Source organism: Massilibacterium senegalense (assembly GCF_001375675.1).
Lineage (GTDB): Bacteria > Bacillota > Bacilli > Bacillales > Massilibacteriaceae > Massilibacterium > Massilibacterium senegalense.
Genome location: NZ_LN831786.1, coordinates 74813 through 93151 on the forward strand (window position 1 = coordinate 74813; position 18339 = coordinate 93151).

At 36.0% G+C, this 18339-nt stretch carries 18 protein-coding genes and 1 riboswitch; of the genes, 17 read left to right on the plus strand and 1 reads right to left on the minus strand.

From position 1 onward, the window contains the following. Nucleotides 1-18 precede the first annotated feature (18 nt). The 13 genes from BN1372_RS03780 (at nucleotide 19) to bioF (ending at nucleotide 14227) form a co-directional block, all read left to right on the plus strand. Nucleotides 19-2583 carry a YhgE/Pip domain-containing protein gene (locus BN1372_RS03780; protein WP_062197527.1) on the plus strand — a complete coding sequence of 855 codons (2565 nt, stop codon included), beginning with the start codon at nucleotides 19-21 and terminating at the stop codon, nucleotides 2581-2583. A gap of 115 nt (nucleotides 2584-2698) precedes the next feature. Then, on the plus strand, nucleotides 2699-3148 hold the full coding sequence (locus BN1372_RS03785; RefSeq protein WP_062197528.1) for a YueI family protein: 450 nt from the start codon (nucleotides 2699-2701) through the stop codon (nucleotides 3146-3148). Between the two features lie 84 nt (nucleotides 3149-3232). Next, nucleotides 3233-3305, plus strand: a riboswitch (glycine riboswitch). 98 nt (nucleotides 3306-3403) lie between these two features. Beyond that, nucleotides 3404-3682, plus strand: a complete 279-nt coding sequence (locus BN1372_RS03790; protein ID WP_062197529.1) for an ACT domain-containing protein — start codon at nucleotides 3404-3406, stop codon at nucleotides 3680-3682. A gap of 12 nt (nucleotides 3683-3694) precedes the next feature. Continuing rightward, nucleotides 3695-5056, plus strand: a complete 1362-nt coding sequence (locus tag BN1372_RS03795) for a PFL family protein (RefSeq protein WP_062197530.1) — start codon at nucleotides 3695-3697, stop codon at nucleotides 5054-5056. A 107-nt stretch (nucleotides 5057-5163) separates the two neighbouring features. After that, nucleotides 5164-6153 (plus strand): lipoate--protein ligase, encoded by a 990-nt coding sequence (locus BN1372_RS03800; protein WP_062197531.1) that lies wholly within the window; start codon nucleotides 5164-5166, stop codon nucleotides 6151-6153. A gap of 570 nt (nucleotides 6154-6723) precedes the next feature. Next, nucleotides 6724-7101, plus strand: a complete 378-nt coding sequence (locus BN1372_RS03810; RefSeq protein ID WP_062197533.1) for an EAL domain-containing protein — start codon at nucleotides 6724-6726, stop codon at nucleotides 7099-7101. Between the two features lie 154 nt (nucleotides 7102-7255). Then, nucleotides 7256-8806: a long-chain-fatty-acid--CoA ligase gene (locus BN1372_RS03815; RefSeq protein ID WP_062197534.1), complete on the plus strand. Its 1551-nt coding sequence runs from the start codon at nucleotides 7256-7258 to the stop codon at nucleotides 8804-8806. A 157-nt stretch (nucleotides 8807-8963) separates the two neighbouring features. Beyond that, nucleotides 8964-9953 carry an ABC transporter substrate-binding protein gene (locus tag BN1372_RS03820; protein WP_062197535.1) on the plus strand — a complete coding sequence of 330 codons (990 nt, stop codon included), beginning with the start codon at nucleotides 8964-8966 and terminating at the stop codon, nucleotides 9951-9953. A 26-nt stretch (nucleotides 9954-9979) separates the two neighbouring features. Continuing rightward, entirely contained in the window at nucleotides 9980-10993 is a 1014-nt protein-coding gene (locus BN1372_RS03825) for an ABC transporter permease (protein WP_062197536.1), read from the plus strand. Further along, nucleotides 10977-11771, plus strand: coding sequence for an ABC transporter ATP-binding protein (locus BN1372_RS03830; protein WP_062197537.1), 795 nt, complete (start codon nucleotides 10977-10979; stop codon nucleotides 11769-11771). Before BN1372_RS03825 ends, BN1372_RS03830 begins: the two co-directional genes overlap by 17 nt. A gap of 92 nt (nucleotides 11772-11863) precedes the next feature. Next, a complete protein-coding gene (locus tag BN1372_RS03835) occupies nucleotides 11864-12358 on the plus strand; it encodes a hypothetical protein (protein WP_062197538.1) in 495 nt (164 codons plus the stop codon). After that, nucleotides 12342-13100 (plus strand): 6-carboxyhexanoate--CoA ligase, encoded by a 759-nt coding sequence (locus tag BN1372_RS03840; protein ID WP_062197539.1) that lies wholly within the window; start codon nucleotides 12342-12344, stop codon nucleotides 13098-13100. Before BN1372_RS03835 ends, BN1372_RS03840 begins: the two co-directional genes overlap by 17 nt. Then, nucleotides 13097-14227 carry an 8-amino-7-oxononanoate synthase gene (gene bioF / locus BN1372_RS03845; protein WP_062197540.1) on the plus strand — a complete coding sequence of 377 codons (1131 nt, stop codon included), beginning with the start codon at nucleotides 13097-13099 and terminating at the stop codon, nucleotides 14225-14227. Before BN1372_RS03840 ends, bioF begins: the two co-directional genes overlap by 4 nt. A gap of 68 nt (nucleotides 14228-14295) precedes the next feature. On the opposite strand, the gene BN1372_RS03850 is transcribed toward bioF, so the two are convergent. Next, entirely contained in the window at nucleotides 14296-14853 is a 558-nt protein-coding gene (locus BN1372_RS03850) for a helix-turn-helix domain-containing protein (RefSeq protein ID WP_062197541.1), read from the minus strand. Between the two features lie 97 nt (nucleotides 14854-14950). On the opposite strand from BN1372_RS03850, the gene BN1372_RS03855 reads away from it, so the two are divergent. The 4 genes from BN1372_RS03855 (at nucleotide 14951) to BN1372_RS03870 (ending at nucleotide 18289) form a co-directional block, all read left to right on the plus strand. Continuing rightward, the gene (locus BN1372_RS03855) at nucleotides 14951-15664 is read left to right on the plus strand and encodes an AzlC family ABC transporter permease (RefSeq protein ID WP_062197542.1); all 714 of its coding nucleotides are present in this window, start codon (nucleotides 14951-14953) and stop codon (nucleotides 15662-15664) included. Further along, nucleotides 15654-15959 (plus strand): AzlD domain-containing protein, encoded by a 306-nt coding sequence (locus BN1372_RS03860; protein WP_062197543.1) that lies wholly within the window; start codon nucleotides 15654-15656, stop codon nucleotides 15957-15959. The genes BN1372_RS03855 and BN1372_RS03860 overlap by 11 nt, the downstream gene beginning before the upstream one ends. Before the next feature lie 92 nt (nucleotides 15960-16051). Next, nucleotides 16052-17251 (plus strand): MFS transporter, encoded by a 1200-nt coding sequence (locus BN1372_RS03865; protein WP_062197544.1) that lies wholly within the window; start codon nucleotides 16052-16054, stop codon nucleotides 17249-17251. A 273-nt stretch (nucleotides 17252-17524) separates the two neighbouring features. Beyond that, nucleotides 17525-18289 carry a TerC family protein gene (locus BN1372_RS03870; RefSeq protein ID WP_062197545.1) on the plus strand — a complete coding sequence of 255 codons (765 nt, stop codon included), beginning with the start codon at nucleotides 17525-17527 and terminating at the stop codon, nucleotides 18287-18289. The last annotated feature ends 50 nt before the right edge of the window (nucleotides 18290-18339 follow it).

Here is an 18339-nt window from a genome sequence, read left to right on the forward strand (position 1 = left end):
ATAAGGAGGTAACAAATAATGCGAGGCTTTCAATTGTTGAAAGAAGAAATTGTCTCCATTTTTTCGAATAAAAAAATGCTTATTCCAGTCATTGCTGTCATGTTTGTTCCAGTTTTATACGCGGGGCTATTTTTATGGGCGTTTTGGAATCCTTACGAGAAACTAGATAAATTGCCTGTAGCAGTCGTGAATAAAGATATTGGGGCAGAGATGGAAGATAAGCGATTGGAAATCGGAAAAGATTTAGAAGACGAACTTAAGAAAAATACAGATTTTGGGTGGAGTTTTGTTTCCGAAAAAGAAGCAAAAGATGGGTTAGAACACCGTGAATATTATATGATGGTTGTCATTCCAGAAAACTTTTCTGAAAATGCCTCCACCGTTTTAGATGATCATCCCAAACAGCTAGAAATTAAATATATTCCGAATGCAAGTTCTAACTTTTTATCGGCTCAAATTGGCGGAACTGCAATGGAAAAAGTAAAAGAAAAAGTAGCAAATGAAGTATCAAAATCATATGCAGAAGTATTATTTGACAACTTCGACACCATTTCAGATGGATTCCAAAAAGCTGCCGATGGTGCCGGAGAATTAAATGACGGCTCAAACCAACTTAACGATGGTGCTAATCAGCTTAATGATGGTATCCAAACAGCTGAAAAAGGGGCAAACGACTTACATGATGGTGCCGTAAAAGCAGAAAAAGGAGCTAATGACTTAAGCAACGGAATTGGCACAGCAGCAAACGGTACAAATGAATTAAAGAAAAATATTTATCTTTTAGCCGAAAATCAAACGAAATTAGCAGATGGCGTCAATACAGCTAAAGCAGGCTCTAGCAAGTTACAAGACGGTGCTGGGCAATTAAAAGAAGGCACTAATACATTAACGAATGAATTAACGAATAAAAAATCAAGTATTTTAGCTTTAAACGAAGGAGCGCAAGCTGCTAGTGAAGGAGCGCAAAAGCTAAATACTGGACTTAATCAATTAAATCAAGACATTCCGAGCTTAGTCGCTGGATCTCAAAAACTAAATGATGGTATTAATGGCGAAAAAGGTTTAAAAGTAGGGGCTCAACAATTAGCATCAGGAACAGCATCGCTTGGTGTAGGAGCTCAAGAATTAGATAATGGATTAAATGCTTTGAGTCAAGGAGTTCAAGATTTTAGTGATAAGGCAAATGGTATTTTAACTTCTCCTGATTTGACAGATGAACAAAAGGTAGTAGCTATGCAACAACTGATGAACAATGATAAAATGAAAAAATTAGTTCCAAATGTTAATGCATTATCAGAAGGAGCTCAACGATTAAATTCTGGCATTAATGGGGAAAAAGGTTTAAAAATAGGTGCTCAACAATTAGTATCAGGAGCAGAAATGCTTGGTGCTGGATCTGAACAATTAGCAACAAGTTTAGAAACAAAAGTAAGTCCAGCTGTAAACCAATTAGCACAAGGTTCTAATCAATTAGTAGATGAACAAAAAGGATTACCTGCATTAGCAGCGGGAACAAATACGCTAGTCGCTGGTTGGGATGGTGCGATTGCTGGTGCTTCTAAATTAGATGCTGGTGTTGGTCAACTACAAGGTGGTATTAATGAGTTGGCTGGCGGTATGAGTCAATTGCAATCAGGTTCTAGCCAATTAGCAGACGGTTCTTGGAAACTAGCTGCAGGGTCTGATCAATTAGCAAATGGAATGGGACAATTACAAGATGGTTCTACGAAATTAGCAAGTGGATTAGGTTCTTTAAATGAGGGAACATTAAAATTATCAGATGGTATGCTTCAACTTGCTGATGGTTCAGGTAAGTTAGCGGAAGGTACAGAGAAGTTAACGGACGGTTCAGATGAACTAGCCACGAAACTTCAAGATGCAGCGGATGAAATAGGAGATGTGAATGCTAACGATGAAACGTATACGATGTTTGCAGATCCGGTAAGTTTAAAAGAAGAAGTATTAAATGAAGTGCCAAACTATGGTACAGGATTTGCACCTTATTTTATTTCATTAGGAATTTACGTAGGTTCATTAATTTTATCTATCGTATTAGTGTTTAAACAACCAGCAGCTAAACCGCGTTCTGCATTCTCATGGTACTTTAGTAAATTTTTATTAATTAACTCAATTGCAATCATGGAAGCACTTATCGTGGATGTACTTATGTTATTTGGATTAGGTTTAGAAGTTCAAAGTGTCGGATACTTCGTATTATTTAGTATCGTAACAGCGGTTACCTTTGCAACATTAATTCAATTTTTAGTGACATTATTAGGAGACCCAGGTCGCTTTATTGCAATTATTCTCTTAATCTTACAATTGATTTCGAGTGCAGGTACATTCCCACTTGAACTTGTACCAAACTTTGTTCAAGGATTTAACGCTTGGTTACCAATGACATATACTGTGTTTGGATTTAAAGCGGCAATCTCTAGCGGGGACTATGCATTCATGTGGCAAAATATTGGAGTTCTCTTTATCTTTATCGGTATTCATATAGTGCTGACGCTTTTATACTTCATGCGTCAATATCGCTTAAATTACAGCGGTTTTGCCCAAGAAGAAGCAGCAGAAGCATAAAAACAAAAAGGCTTTCTTACTTCATTTTGAGTAAGAAAGCTTTTTTTGAAATTGCTTTGTTGTTAGTTTTATCATGCAAAGGGAAAAGACTTGAATAAGAGAGGAGAAAAAAATCATGAGGAATAAGCCAAATATAGATGATTATTTACAAGAAGGTATTTATGGTGCTAGGGAAACACTGCCTGATGAGAGAAGAAAGTTTTTAGGAACGATTCGAGAACGGATTGTCATTGCTTTAAAGAAAGGGCAAGTACGTGAAGAAGAAATATATCCAGAAGTAGAACAGGCGATTCAACAACATAAAGAAGTGAAGATGTACTTAAATGGTCATATGAATTATGAGCCACTTGTAAAATATACTCGTCTAGCAGATAAACATGAGATACGATTTAAAATGGTAACAAATCAAGACTATAATTCAGAAATTGGTTTAATCATTGCTTGTGATGATGCTATTGATAAAGAAACTATTTATGTACCCAAACGACCGGAAAAAGAAGAAGAAACAAAACAACGAAAGTCGTTCATTGAGCGATTATTTGATATATCAGAAACGAAAGAGTAAAATTCCTTCATTTTTCTATGATGAAAAAAAGAAAGAAAAGGTGTATAATAAGAAAGCTATGAATGTTATGGGAAGACTATAGCAGGAGCAGCTTCTGGAGAGACCATTATGGCGCCGAAGGGTTCACGATCTCAGGCAAAAGGACAGAAGACACAAAAATACATCATCTACTTATATATTTTTGTGTTTTCCTTTATCCTAAAGTCCTGATGAAATATTCAGGTCTTTTTTATTTTAGAAAGGAAGATGAAAAGAATGAAGCAACAAAGAGCAGTAGTAAGCGTAATAGGAACAGATAAAGTAGGGATTATTGCAAATGTTACTAAAATTTTAGCTGATCACAAAGTAAATGTGTTGGACATTAGCCAAACAATTATGCAAGAGTTTTTTACAATGATGATGGTGGTTGATTTAAAAAATATTACGGTTCCCGTAGACGAAGTCCGCGAGATGCTTGAAAAAGTAGGAAATGAGATGGGATTAACAATCCGTCTACAACAAGAAGAAATTTTTCATGCGATGCATCGTATTTAAGGGGGCTTTGAAATGGAAATTCAAATAAATGAAATGTTAGAAACGATTCGTATGGTCCAAATGGAACATTTAGACATTCGGACGGTAACGATGGGGATTTCACTGCAAGATTGTGCTAGTGACGATTTTGAAAAAGTAAAAGAAAACGTATATAAAAAAATCACCACGTATGCTAAAAACTTAACGGAAGAAGCAGAAAAAGTAGAACGTGAATTTGGTATTCCGATTGTAAATAAACGAATTAGTATTACTCCGATTGCGAATATTATTGGGAAAGCAACGGAAGAACAAGTGGTAGAGTTAGCAAAAGTAATCGATCGTTGTGCAGAAGAATTACGAGTTGATTTTATCGGTGGATTTTCCGCACTGGTTCATAAAGGAATGACTAAAAGTGATGAAACATATTTAAATGCGTTACCGAGAGCGTTAGCAGAAACAAAATATGTGTGTGGTTCTGTTTCTATCGGTTCCACGCGTGCGGGGATTAATTTAGATGCCGTAAAGAAAATGGGCGAAATTGTGAAAGATGCAGCGGAATTAACAAAAGATACACAAGGATTAGCATGTGCCAAATTCGTTGTTTTTTGTAACCCAGTAGAAGATAACCCATTTATGGCAGGTGCATTTCACGGAACAGGTGAAGGAGAAGTAACGCTAAGCGTTGGGGTAAGTGGACCAGGTGTTGTGTTAAATGCATTAAAACGATATCCTGATGTTTCAATTGATAAAGTGTCGGAAGTGATTAAACAAACTGCCTTTAAAATTACTCGAGCAGGGGAATTAATCGGTCGAGTGGTGGCAGAACGACTTAACGTTCCATTTGGTATCGTCGATTTATCGTTAGCACCAACGAATGCGATGAATGATAGTGTGGCAGAAATATTAGAAGAAATCGGATTAGAAAAATGCGGAACGCACGGGACGATTGCTGCTCTTGCATTAATGAATGATGCTGTGAAAAAAGGAGGAGCGATGGCTACTTCTTTTGTTGGTGGATTAAGTGGAGCTTTTATTCCAGTTAGTGAAGATAATGGGATGATTTCATCGGTAGAGCAAGGGGCACTTTCACTTGCAAAGTTAGAAGCGATGACGTGTGTTTGTTCGGTTGGTTTAGATATGATTGCACTTCCTGGTGATACACCGGCAGAAACAATTGCTGGTATTATCGCAGACGAAGCTGCTATTGGGATGATTAATAAAAAAACAACTGCTGTTCGTGTCATTCCGGTTCCAGGAAAATCGTGCGGAGAAATGGTTGAATTTGGCGGATTACTCGGTCGTGCTCCTGTTATGGAAGTATTACCATTCTCATCTAAACGAATGATTAATCGCGGTGGACGGATTCCGGCACCATTACAATCGCTGATTAATTAAAGATAAAAAGATAGATAATCGTTGAATAAGATAACGATATCTATCTTTTTTAGAATCGCTTAAAAAATTGGTATAATGAATAAAAATAGTTAATAGGGGGCCATATAATGAAATTTATTAATAATCAAAATATTACCGACCCAACGATAAACTTAGCAATCGAAGAATATGCTGTATCTGAATTAGATCCAAATGAAACATATTTATTATTTTATGTAAATGAACCTTCTATTATTATCGGAAAAAATCAAAACACGATAGAAGAGATTAATGATACATACGTAAAAGAAAATGGTATTCATGTCGTACGTAGATTGTCAGGTGGCGGGGCAGTATATCATGACTTCGGTAATTTAAATTTTAGTTTTATTACAACAGACGATGGAGATAGTTTTCATAATTTTAAAAAGTTTACCGATCCAGTTGTGACGGCACTGCAACGTTTAGGAATTGATGCAAAGTTAAGCGGAAGAAATGATATCCAAGTCGGGGAACGAAAAATTTCTGGAAATGCACAGTTTAAAACAAAAGGTCGTATGTTTAGTCACGGAACACTTTTATTAGATTCTCACTTAGATGATGTTGTCAAAGCATTACATGTGAAAACCGATAAAATTGCGTCTAAAGGGATTAAGTCTATTCGTTCACGCGTTGCAAATATTAATGAATTTTTACAAGAACCATTAACGATGGAAACATTTAAAAAACAATTACTTGTCTCTATTTTCCAAGGGGAAGAAAATATTTCATTTTATGAATGGACAGAACAAGATTGGGAACGGGTGCATGAAATTTCTGAGCAACGTTACCGTAATTGGGATTGGAATTACGGTAAATCACCAAAATTTAATGTTCAACATGCCAAACGATTTCCTATCGGACAAATTGAAGTTCGTTTATTCGTAGAAAAAGGATATATTGAAGAAGCTAAAATTTTTGGTGATTTTTTCGGGGTGAAAAATGTACAAGATATCGAAAAGGCATTAATAAAAAAACGCTATGTACGAGAAGAGATTCAATCCACTCTTGAAACATTTTCATTACCCGAGTACTTTGGGAATGTGACGCTAGATGACATATTGGACATGTTATGTTAACAGAAGGAACGCAGATAAAGATTACTTATCTGCGTTTTTTAATAGTCAAATAAATATGAAAGATTTAATACGTAAAGCAGAAACGGCCTTTTCTTTTTCGCGAAAACAACCAGTCATTTACGCTGCTACGTACACGCAAGAGAGAAGTGAGATACTCAAAAAGAAAATGAGGATTATGAATCATATGAACGTGGCGTTAGAATAGGATGAATTATCTGTATATCTGCAACCAAAAGTGAGTTGTGGAGATAAAGAGATTGCGAGCGTGGAGGATTAGTTCGTTGGCATTCAAAAGAACTTGGATTTGTGTCTTCAGCAGACTTCCTCCTAGCAGCAGAGAGTATTGGTAAAATTATGGACGTTGATAATGTTGTCATTATAAAAGTAGTGGCATGGCTTCGAAAACGCCAAAGCGCGGGGAAAAAAACTGTATCGAGTGGCGGTGAATATTTCACCAGAACATTTTTTTACACCTAATTTTGTAAAATGTTTACCATTTCCAGTAAATACTTATGAAGTAAGTCCGAAAAATCTTATTATCGAAATTACTGACATATCGGACTTGTAGATATGGAAAAAGCAATTAATATTAGGAAAGAATTAAGGAAATATGGATTTATCATTTCAGTCGACGATTTTGGTGTAGGCTATTTCTTATTGCGTTACGTACAAAAGCTACCTTTCGACGAATTCAAAATTGATTGTAGTTTTACAAATAAAATAACAGAAAAAGGTACAGAAGCTGTTGTTCGTGCGATTATTCAACTGGCACAATTTTTTGAAATGGAAACAGTAGCTGAAGGAATTGAATCTGAAGAAGAAGCTAGTATTTTGAAAACAATCGGCTGTTCCGCAGCACAAGGTTTCCTTTATTATAAACCGATGCCAATAGAACAAGTAGAACTATTATTGGATTCACTTCGTTCATTATTAAAAATAATCATATAGTGCCTATGATTTAAAGTAGAAAAAGTAGGGGTATTTGATTGTATATAAAGTTAAAACAGAAAAATTAGGATTTTACTATTGTTCTTTCTTGCTTCTTTTTTTATAATAAAAATGAATGAATACTCATTCTTTTTTAAAAAAGGAGGATGGAACGATGTTATTTGAAAAATTACGAATAATAAGTTCAGAAAATTCAGGTAAATTGGCGTACAAGTATTTGGGAAAAGAAGTAACGTATAATGAGTTACAGCGAAAAATCGATGCATTTTCGAAAAATTTGTTGCAAATAGGTTTTCGGCAAGGAGATCATATGGCAGTTATTGTAGCAAACAGCCCAGAGTTTATCATCGCTGTGTATGGTGCAATGCAAATTGGAGTAGTCGTAATTCCGATGAATCCAACGTATACGAAAGATGAAATGGAGTTTATTTTACGAGACTCTGATGCAATGGGGTGTGTAGCTTATACACAACACCAACCAATCTTCGCGATTATTGATGCAACATTACCGAAGATGAAGCATTATTTTCTCCTATCAAATGAAGGAGAAGAGCAACCTGAATTTCCATCCATCCATGAAAAAATAACTCCTTTTTCTACTCTTTTATCTTTTACAAACAATCCACTCGTCGATGTTACGATTACAGAAGAAGATGTAGCTGTCATTTTATATACATCTGGTACAACGGGGCATCCGAAAGGAGCAATGTTAACGCACCGTAATATCTATTCGAACGCTAGAGATATTTCCGATTATTTAAAAATCGGAAAAGGCGATCGTTTCGTTTGTGTATTACCGATGTTTCATGTGTTTTGTTTTACCATTGCAGTAAATGTGCCGTTAATTAGCGGCGGGACGATATTAATTCATCCTAAATTTAGTCCGCAAGAAGTGATTAGCTCGATAAAAGAAGACAAAGCGACCGTTTTTGCAGGTGTACCAACGATGTTTAGTTTCTTATATCAATATAAAGATACAAAGCCAGAAGATTTGGCTTCGCTTCGACTTTGTATTTCAGGCGGAGCAGCGTTGCCAGTAGCGTTATTAGATAACTTTGAGAAAAAATTTAATGTGGAAATGTATGAAGGATATGGTTTATCGGAGGCGTCACCAGTCTGTACGTTTAATCCGATTGATCGTAAACGAAAAGCAGGATCGATTGGGACAAGCATTACAAATGTGGAATGTTATATTTTTGATGAATTAGGTAAGCGCTTACCACCGCATGAAGTTGGAGAATTAGTAGTAAAGGGACCGAATGTAATGAAAGGGTATTATAAGCTACCTGAAGAAACGGAAAATGCCATTCGAAACGGGTTTTTAGATACAGGAGATTTAGCTTATCAAGATGAAGAAGGGTACGTTTTTATTGTAGACCGCAAAAAAGATATGATTGTCGTTGGGGGATTTAATGTTTATCCAAGAGAAGTAGAAGAAGTGTTGTATAAACATGAATTAGTCGTTGAAGCAGCGGTCGTTGGTGTTCCTGATATTGATTACGGCGAAGCAATCCGAGCGTATATTGTTCCAAAAAGCGAATCGTTAACGAAAGAAGAAGTGCTTTCTTATTGTAAAGAACATTTAGCCAAATATAAAATTCCGCATGAAATCGAATTTTTAAAAGAATTACCAAAAAATACTACCGGAAAAATATTAAGACGTGCATTACGAGACAAAGCGTTAGCAAAAACAAGTCTTTCTTAGTTTCTGATTTGTAAGAAAGAGAAAAAGACTAATTTACTAGAAAATTAGTCTTTTTTTGGTGCAATTGTTCTAAAAATAGTCAAAAAATTATTTTAGGATAAGGTATTGAATTTTCGAATAATTATGATTAATATTATTTAATAAGGAGGGATTTTAGTTGAAAAAAGCGTTAAAGTATTTATCTATTACAACGTTAATGAGTGCATTATTTTTAACAGGCTGTGGAAATGGCGATAAAAAGGAAGCAGGGAATGGGGATAAAAGCGATTATACAATTGGTGTGACACAATTCGTAGAACATCCGTCTCTAGATGCTGCATATGAAGGCTTTCAAAAAGCCATAAAAGAAGAAGGATTAAACGTTACGTATAAAGAAGAAAATGCGCAAGGCGATATGAATAATAGTCAAACCATTGCAACGAATTTAGTTGGGGAAAAAGTAGACTTAATCTTTGCAAATGCAACACCTAGTGCGCAAGCTGCAGTAAATGCAACAAGTGATATTCCTATTGTATTTACTTCAGTAACAGATGCAGTCGGTGCAAAATTAGTGGATTCGATGGATAAACCGGGTGGAAATGTGACGGGTACCGTTGATATGCATCCGGATGCTATTCCTAATACCGTGAAGTTTATTAGCGAACAAATGGGTGCAAAAAAAGTAGGAATGATTTTTAATGCTGGTGAACAAAACTCTGTTGCACAAGTAGAAGTAGCGAAAAAAGAAGCGAAAAAATATAATATTGAAGTAGTGGAAAGAAGTGTTGCTACATCTTCTGAAGTAAAAACAGCAGCGGAATCATTAGTTGGAAAAGTAGATGTATATTATATTATTACGGATAATACAGCAGTTTCTGCATTAGAATCTGTTGTAGAAGTGGCAGAAGAAAAAGACATTCCATTATTCGTTGGAGAACTAGACTCTGTAAAACGTGGTGGATTTGCAGCATACGGGTTTAATTATGAAGATATCGGTTATCAAGCTGGTAAAATGGCCGCTGATATTTTGAAAAACGGAAAAAATCCAAAAGACATTAAAGTGGAATACCCAGCAAACTTAAAATTAGTTATCAATAAAAAAGCAGAAAAAGAAATGAAGATTGAACATAAAGCCGAGTGGGATAAAGAAGCAGAATTTATCGAGTAAGAGATAAAAAGAAAGGTCGTGGCAGCATGTTTACAGCAATGTTCGGGGCTGTGGAAGCAGGAGTAATCTTTGCGATTATGGCCCTTGGCGTCTACCTCACCTTTCGTATATTAGACTTTCCGGATTTAACTGTAGATGGAAGTTTTGTGACGGGAGCGGCAATAGCGGCGATGTTAATTGTATCAGGAACAGATCCTTTTATCGCTACGCTGGCCTCTCTTGGCATTGGTTTTGTTGCGGGGAGTATAACAGGTGTGTTGCATACGAAAGGGAAAATTAATCCATTATTATCAGGGATTTTAATGATGATTGCCTTGTATTCTATTAACTTACGAATCATGGACAAAAAATCAAATGTTCCTTTAAGAGGGGAAGAAACGATTTTTACAAAAATAGAAGCGTGGTTTAATGGATTAGGAATAAATGAAGGTATGAATCGTTTGTTAGAAATGATTGGTCTTGGAAATTATACACCAAAAACATGGTCGGTTCTCTTTTTTATGATTATCGTTACGTTATTTGTAAAAGTTTTTGTTGATTGGTTTTTAAAAACGGAAATTGGTTTAGCGCTTCGAGCAACCGGAGATAACCAACGAATGATTCGAAGCTTTTCAGCAAATACGGATTACTTTATTATTTTAGGTCTTGGTATCTCGAATGCGCTCGTTGCAACGAGTGGCGCATTATTTGCACAATATACATCATTTGCTGATATCGGAATGGGAATTGGGATGATTGTCATTGGGTTAGCTTCTGTTATTATTGGGGAAGCAATCGTTGGAACGAAAACCATTGCTCGTGCCACGTTAGCAGTGATTATCGGTGCGATTATTTACCGAATTGTACTAGCGTTAGCGTTACAAATTGATTTCTTCGATACGGGAGATATGAAATTAATTACCGCTTCTATCGTTATTATTGCGTTAATTATTCCGAGAATTTTACAAGTAAGAAAAGAACAAGCGCGGAAAAAGAAACGGATGCAAGATCATCGTTTAGCTATGGGAAAAGAGGGGGAAGACGTTGCTACAATTAAATAATATATTTAAAGTGTTTAATGAAGGAACGCTCGATGAAAAAATTGCCCTTAATCATCTGAATTTACATTTAGAAGATGGTGATTTTGTAACGGTAATTGGTAGTAACGGTGCTGGGAAGTCAACGGTAATGAATATGATTTCAGGAGGATTATTACCTGACCTAGGAAGTGTAGTAATCGACGGAAAAGATGTGACGAATTTACCGGAATTTAAACGTTCTAAATATATCGGACGTGTATTCCAAGACCCGATGGCAGGTACAGCTCCGACGATGACGATTGAAGAAAATCTTGCCATTGCTTACGGTCGAGTAAATCGTCGAGGATTACGTTTTGGAGTATCAAAAAAAAGATTAGATTTGTTTAAATCGGCACTCGAAACATTAAACCTTGGTCTTGAAAACCGATTAAACGCAAAAGTAGGATTATTATCTGGTGGTGAACGTCAAGCATTATCGTTGTTAATGGCTACATTTACAAATCCAAGAATTTTATTGTTAGATGAGCATACAGCGGCTCTCGACCCATCTCGAGCAGAATTGATTACGAACTTAACAAAAGAAATTGTTGAAAAGTCAAAATTAACGACCTTAATGGTCACTCATAATATGCAACAGGCGATTGAATTAGGGAATCGACTTATTATGATGGACAAGGGACAAATTATTTTTGAAGCTTCAGGAAACGAAAAAGAACAATTGACAGTAGAAATATTGTTACAAAAATTCCAGGAAATTCGCGGTGAACAAATGGCAAGTGATCGTGCGGTACTTGGATAATCAGAAAAAGCCTTTCAAAAGAAGGGCTTTTTTTTATTTCGTTTATATGTTAACTTTAAAAATAAAATAGTTTACATATTAGGAGGGAGAAAATGAAAGGAAAAGTTTATTCTTTAGTAGAAATTAGTTTACTCGCTGCCTTCATTGCGGTTAGTGGTTCGATTAAAATTCCATCTGGTATTCCAGGAAGCGAATTTCAAGTATCCGCTCCGATTGCAGTTGCCATTTGTGCCGTTTTTGGTTTTAAACGGTATATTGTTGCAGGTATTTTAGCGAGTAGTGTGTTGTTTATTTTAGGAATGCATAATCTGTTTAATATTGAAATTGCGATGGTATATCGCGTAATTGCTGGTGGTATTGTTGCCTTTTTTGGAACACGTTTACCTATTATTGTCATCGCAGGCCCACTCGGTACGTTATCTGCGCGACTTGTCCTCGCTTACACTTTACAGGTTCCTGCATTACCACTAATTATTGCAGCTATACCAGGGATGATTTTTACTGCAGTCATGAGCTATCCAATGATGAAAATATTTCAAAATGTGTATGAAAGAACGAAGGTGAGCAGATATGGAAAAGTGGTATAGCATTCGTATGCGTGCGAGTGAAGGTGGACCACACGAGAAAGGTGGATGTCACATTTCTGGTGCTGAACGGATAATCGAAGAAAAGGAACTCGAACAAGTAGCAGCTAACATGATAAACAGAGCGTTAACGCATTCGCGCGGAGAACCAGATTTCATTTCATTAAAAGTAGATAAAATCGAACAGGAAGCGATGCATATCATTTCACCTGTTCAAGTGCAAAAGATAGACAATAAAACACAATCTGAAACGAAAGAAGTGTTGAAAAAACTATTAGCTCCTTTGTCGTTAAAAGAAGAGGTGCTTTTTTCACTTTATGATTGGATGATAGAAGACGATCAAACAAGGGGTGCTATTATTGTAGATATACATAGTGGAAAACGAATAGACAACCAAGGACTTAGCGGGGTACGCGTTTCTCATTTTGATTGGGACAAATCTTTTCGAAAAAAATGGGTCCGAAACAAGAACGATTTTCATAACGAACGGCGCCTAGAAGCTGTCGCCTTAGCTTCAAAAGTAGCAAAAGCGGGAACGATTTGTGAACTTTGCTGTTCCGATGACCCGGAATATACGACAGGTTATGTGACTTTTCAACATACATACGTGCAAATTCCGAATATGAAAAAGAAAGGTGTGCCGCGCGGAGGACGTGTTTTTCTTGTAGATGCGTCTACTATTGACTTGGATGCATACATGCATTATTTAGAAAAAACACCTGTATTGATAGGGGGTTCAAAATGAACAATTGGATAGAAAAGGAATTGGCAAAACAGAAGCAATCACCTCTTTATCGAACATTAGTGATGGCGGATAAAAATGAACCAGAAACAATGATCAATGGACAACGAAAAATTTTAGCTGCTTCTAATAATTATTTAGGCTTAGCAACTGATCCGAGAGTAAAACAGCGAGCAAAAGAAGCGATTGAACGTTTCGGTACAGGAAGCGGGGGGTCTAGGTTAACGACAGGTAATTTACCTATTCATGAACAATTAGAAAAAGAGCTAGCCCATTTTAAACAAACGGAAGCAAGTTTACTTTATTCGAGTGGCTTTTTAGCGAATGTAGGGGTCATTAGCGGACTTAGTGACAAAGAAACCCTTATATTTAGCGATGAATTAAACCATGCTAGTATTATTGATGCGTGTCGATTAAGACGTGGAAAAGTCATCGTATACCGTCATAATGATATGGAAGATTTAGAGAAAAAATTATCTTCCTACCAACATCATGCGAAAAAAATGATTGTGACGGATGGTGTGTTTAGCATGGATGGTGATCTTGCTCCTTTAGATAAACTTGTGTATTTAAAAAATAAATCCGATGCGTTGTTAGTAGTCGATGATGCTCATGCAACAGGGGTCGTTGGGGAAAAAGGTCGTGGAAGTGCAGAATATTTTCATGTAGAGGTTGATGTAACAATTGGTACGATGAGTAAAGCAATTGGTAGTGAAGGAGGGTTTGTTTGTGCGAATCGCTCCATTGTTGATTACTTGATTCAAAAATCCCGCCCATTTATTTTCCAAACCGCCCTTGCACCAGCAACGGTCGCGGCAGCGCTTGAAAGTGTCCACATTATCCAATCAGAGCCAGAAAGACGAAAACATCTTTTGGCGATGGCTGCTTTAGTAAGAAAAGAGTTAAGAGAAAAAGGGTATGATGTTCTAGAAGGGATTACCCCAATTATTCCGATTGTAATAGGAGATGCGAAAGAGGCAACGAATAAGCAAAAACAATTAGAGGAAAACGGTGTGTTTATCCCAGCTATTCGTCCACCGACGGTACCAGAGGGAACGAGTCGTCTTCGATGTGCTTTGATGGCAACGCATACGGAAGAACATATTCAAGCAATTATACATGCTTTTTAACTACAGTCCCTACTCCTAGTTTAGAGTAGGGAATCATTTTTTTATCATTTTACCAATAAAAGCTTTCTTTATGGGTAATAAATGAGCATCGTTACATGGACTTCTTCTGTCGTCCGGTTCTCATAAATATGTTCATAATTAGCAGAAAATTTAATGGCATTTTTTTCTATTAGTTTATACGATTCATGATTAATTGTTAAATGCAATGTTCCTTTTTCCATAATGATGTATTCTTCTACTCCATCTGGATGTGGATGAGATACATATTTGCAGTTTGGTTTGATGATAATATGAAAAATTTCATATTGTTTGTTTCGTTCGATTGGAAAAATAGGTAATGCAACAAACAAACCACTTTCTTCTTCTAACGTTTCACATTGATCAAAATGAATCATTTGTACTTCAGGTTTCCCTTCATCAATAAAAGAAGTAAAAGATACGCCTAAACCATTAGCAATTTTCCATAATGTATTGACAGTAGGATTCGATTCTCCGCGTTCTATTTGCGCTAACATTGGTTTGCTTACACTAGTAATTTTACTTGTTTGCTCTAAGGAAAGGCCTCGGGTCGTTCTGATTTGTTTTAACTTTTTTCCAATCATTTTCGTTAAATTTTTTGACTCCATTTCAAATTCTCCTTGCAACTCCCAATTTATTCACATACAATATGTTTATTATAACATACTTATTGTATTATTTAGCATACAACGAAAGGAGGAAAACATGGAGCTAACAACTACGATGAAACAATCACAAATCCGAAAAGGGCTCCATGACGGAGTTCCGATTGCACTGGGATATGCACCAGTTGCGATGACTTTTGGATTGCTTGCAAAAACAACAGGTCTTAATTTTTTTGAAACGGTTGCGATGAGTTTGTTTATTTTTGCAGGTGCCGGTCAATTTATTGCTATTAGTTTAATTGGAATAGGTGCTGGTGCATTTGAATTAATCTTTACAGAATTTGTTGTAAATATTCGTCACTTGTTAATGAGTGCTTCCTTAAGTAAAAAAGCAGACGATGACCCAAAATGGATGAAGGCTATCTATTCGTTTGGGTTAACAGATGAAACATTTGCTGTGTCTAGTTTGAAAAAAGGCTCTGTTGGTGCTTTTTATATGTTCGGCTTAACGTTTATTTCGTATTCTAGTTGGGTTATCTCTTCTGGAGTAGGACACGTTATCGGTCAAAGTTTACCAGCTACTTTACAAGAAAGTCTCGGTATTGCACTTTACTGTATGTTTATCGGATTATTAGTTCCATCAATTCGAAGAAAGTTATCCATTATTATTTTACCGCTAATTGCAGGTGCCTTTAACGCCTTTTTTATGTTAGTGTTACATGTTTCTATGGGATGGTCTGTCATTATCTCAACGATTATCGCTGCGGTAATAGTGGAAATGATGAAGAAAGGAAGAGGAAAATATGGATCTTAATTTATTACTTATCATTATCGGGATGGCAGTTGTGACGTATATCCCACGGATGGTTCCTCTTGTTTTTTTGAGTCATTTAAAGTTGCCACCTTTTGTAGAAGGAGTATTAGAAAATGTTCCGTATGCTATGTTAGGTGCATTGATTATACCTGGTATTTTTTTAGAAAATGAAGATATTTGGTTTGGTATTATCGGATTAGTTGTTGCTTCCTTTGTGTCTTACTTTGGTGGTACGTTAATAGTTGTTATTTTAAGTGCTGTTTTGGCTGTTTTTTGTTATTCTATTTTATTTTAATCATTCACCTGACAATAAGACCACTTCAAAGAAAAGAAGGATACATAGTATAATAGACAAAGTGACCGTTTGAAAGGGAAGGAGCATGATGCATGCGTTATATAGAAAAAGGATCAAAAACTTTCAATACGGCAATTTGGATGTTATTTTTTGGTGGTTTTGTCACGTTTGCGATTTTGTATAGTACCCAACCAATATTACCGTTATTATCAAATGAATTTCATATCTCGCCTGCTATTGCCAGTTTATCGCTATCCGTTTCAACAGGAGCATTGGCGATTTCGATGATTATTTTTGCCTCCATTTCTGAAGTATATGGGCGGAAAAAAATGATGGTTATTTCGTTATTATTATCGTCTTTGTTTGTGATGCTTACTGCTTTTAGCCCGAATTATGGAACATTGTTAATATTACGAACGATTCAAGGAATTGTATTAGCTGGTCTCCCAGCAATTGCAATGGCTTATATTAATGAAGAGTTCCATCCTGCTAGTTTAGGGCTTGTCATGGGGTTATATATTAGTGGGAACTCGATTGGTGGGATGAGTGGACGGATTATTTCAGGAATGTTAAGTGATTTCTTTTCTTGGCGAGTAGCGATGTTTGGTATCGGATTAATCAGTCTAGTGTTAAGTGTTGTTTTTTTAAAAGGATTACCGCCATCTGAAAACTTTAAGCCACAGGCGTTTCGAATTCATCACTTGACGAAAACATTAGTACATCATTTAAAAGACCCAGCTTTATTTATGTTATATTGCACTGGTTTTATTTTAATGGGAAGCTTTGTCACCATGTATAACTATATTGGTTATAAATTGATTGAACCTCCATACCATTTAAGCCCTAGTTTAATTGGGTGGTTATTTATCGTTTATATTGTTGGAACATTTAGTTCGACATGGATGGGAAAATTATCGGATAAAATTGGTGTTTTTAAAACATTAATTATTAGCATTGTCATCATGTTTTTAGGGGCTATTTTAACAATGATTTCTCCGCTTATTTGGATTTTGATTGGTCTTGCCATTTTTACATATGGATTCTTTGCTGCACATTCGGTCGCAAGTAGCTGGGTAGGAAAACGGACAAGCCAAGAAAAAGCGCAATCTAGTTCCCTATACTTATTTTTTTATTATTTTGGTTCTAGTATTGGTGGATTTGTCGGAGGATATTGCTGGATTCATTTTGGTTGGATTGGGGTTATTACGATGATTAGTAGTTTTATGATCATTGGTATTTTATTATCCTTTGCATTGAAGCTATTTGAAGGAAAAAAAGAAACAACGATGTGAAAAAAGAAAAAAACAAAGGAAAAAAATGTTGACGAATCGTCCTTTTATCGATTATTCTAATACTAACAATAAAATACTACCTTTACATATCAAAGGGGAGTAGCTTAACACGATAAAGTCGTCATTACGGGAGTAACATCCTCGGCTTTATTGGCAACGAATGTTGTAAGCAAGACCTTTGCCGTTCACTAGACGGTAAAGGTCTTTTTGTTTGGAAAAAGACGTTTACGTGTGAACGGCAAGTAAAGGTTTTTCAAACAAAGGAGGACCATAATGGAATTATCTTTATTTTTAGAGTATGGTTGGGTATTTTTAATTCTCGTTGCATTAGAAGGGATTTTAGCTGCTGATAATGCATTAGTGATGGCGATGATGGTGAGACATTTACCACCAAAAGAGAGAAAGAAAGCATTGTTTTATGGATTAGCTGGTGCATTTATTTTTCGAATTGGATCGCTCTTTATCATTTCGTTATTAGTAGACGTATGGCAAGTACAAGCAATTGGAGCGATTTATTTAATCTTTTTATCGCTAAATCATCTCGTGAAAAAGTTTGTACTTAAAAAACAAGCGCACCAAGAAGTGAAACCAAGCAAAGGCTCCGGTTTTTGGATGACAGTTTTAAAAGTAGAAGTAGCTGATATTGCATTTGCAATTGACTCTATTTTAGCTGCGGTTGCTCTTGCTATTACCTTACCAAAAACGTCTCTTCCTTCGATCGGTGGAATGGACGGTGCACAATTTATTGTCGTATTTCTTGGTGGATTTATTGGGGTTATTTTAATTCGATTTGCAGCAACATTTTTCGTTAATTTATTAAATCGTAAACCTGGATTAGAAACAGTAGCCTATTTAATCGTTGGTTGGGTTGGGGTTAAATTATTAGTGATTACGTTGGCGCATCCTGAAATTGCGATGTTACATGTACACTTTCCACATTCTGCAATTTGGAAAATCATTTTCTGGGGTGTATTAATTGGTATGGCAGTATTCGGTTGGTTATTTTCAAAAGAACAAAAAGAAGTGCAGGACAACTAGTACTAATTTTTGGTTAATAGATGTATAATAGACCAAGAATATCAAGAGTG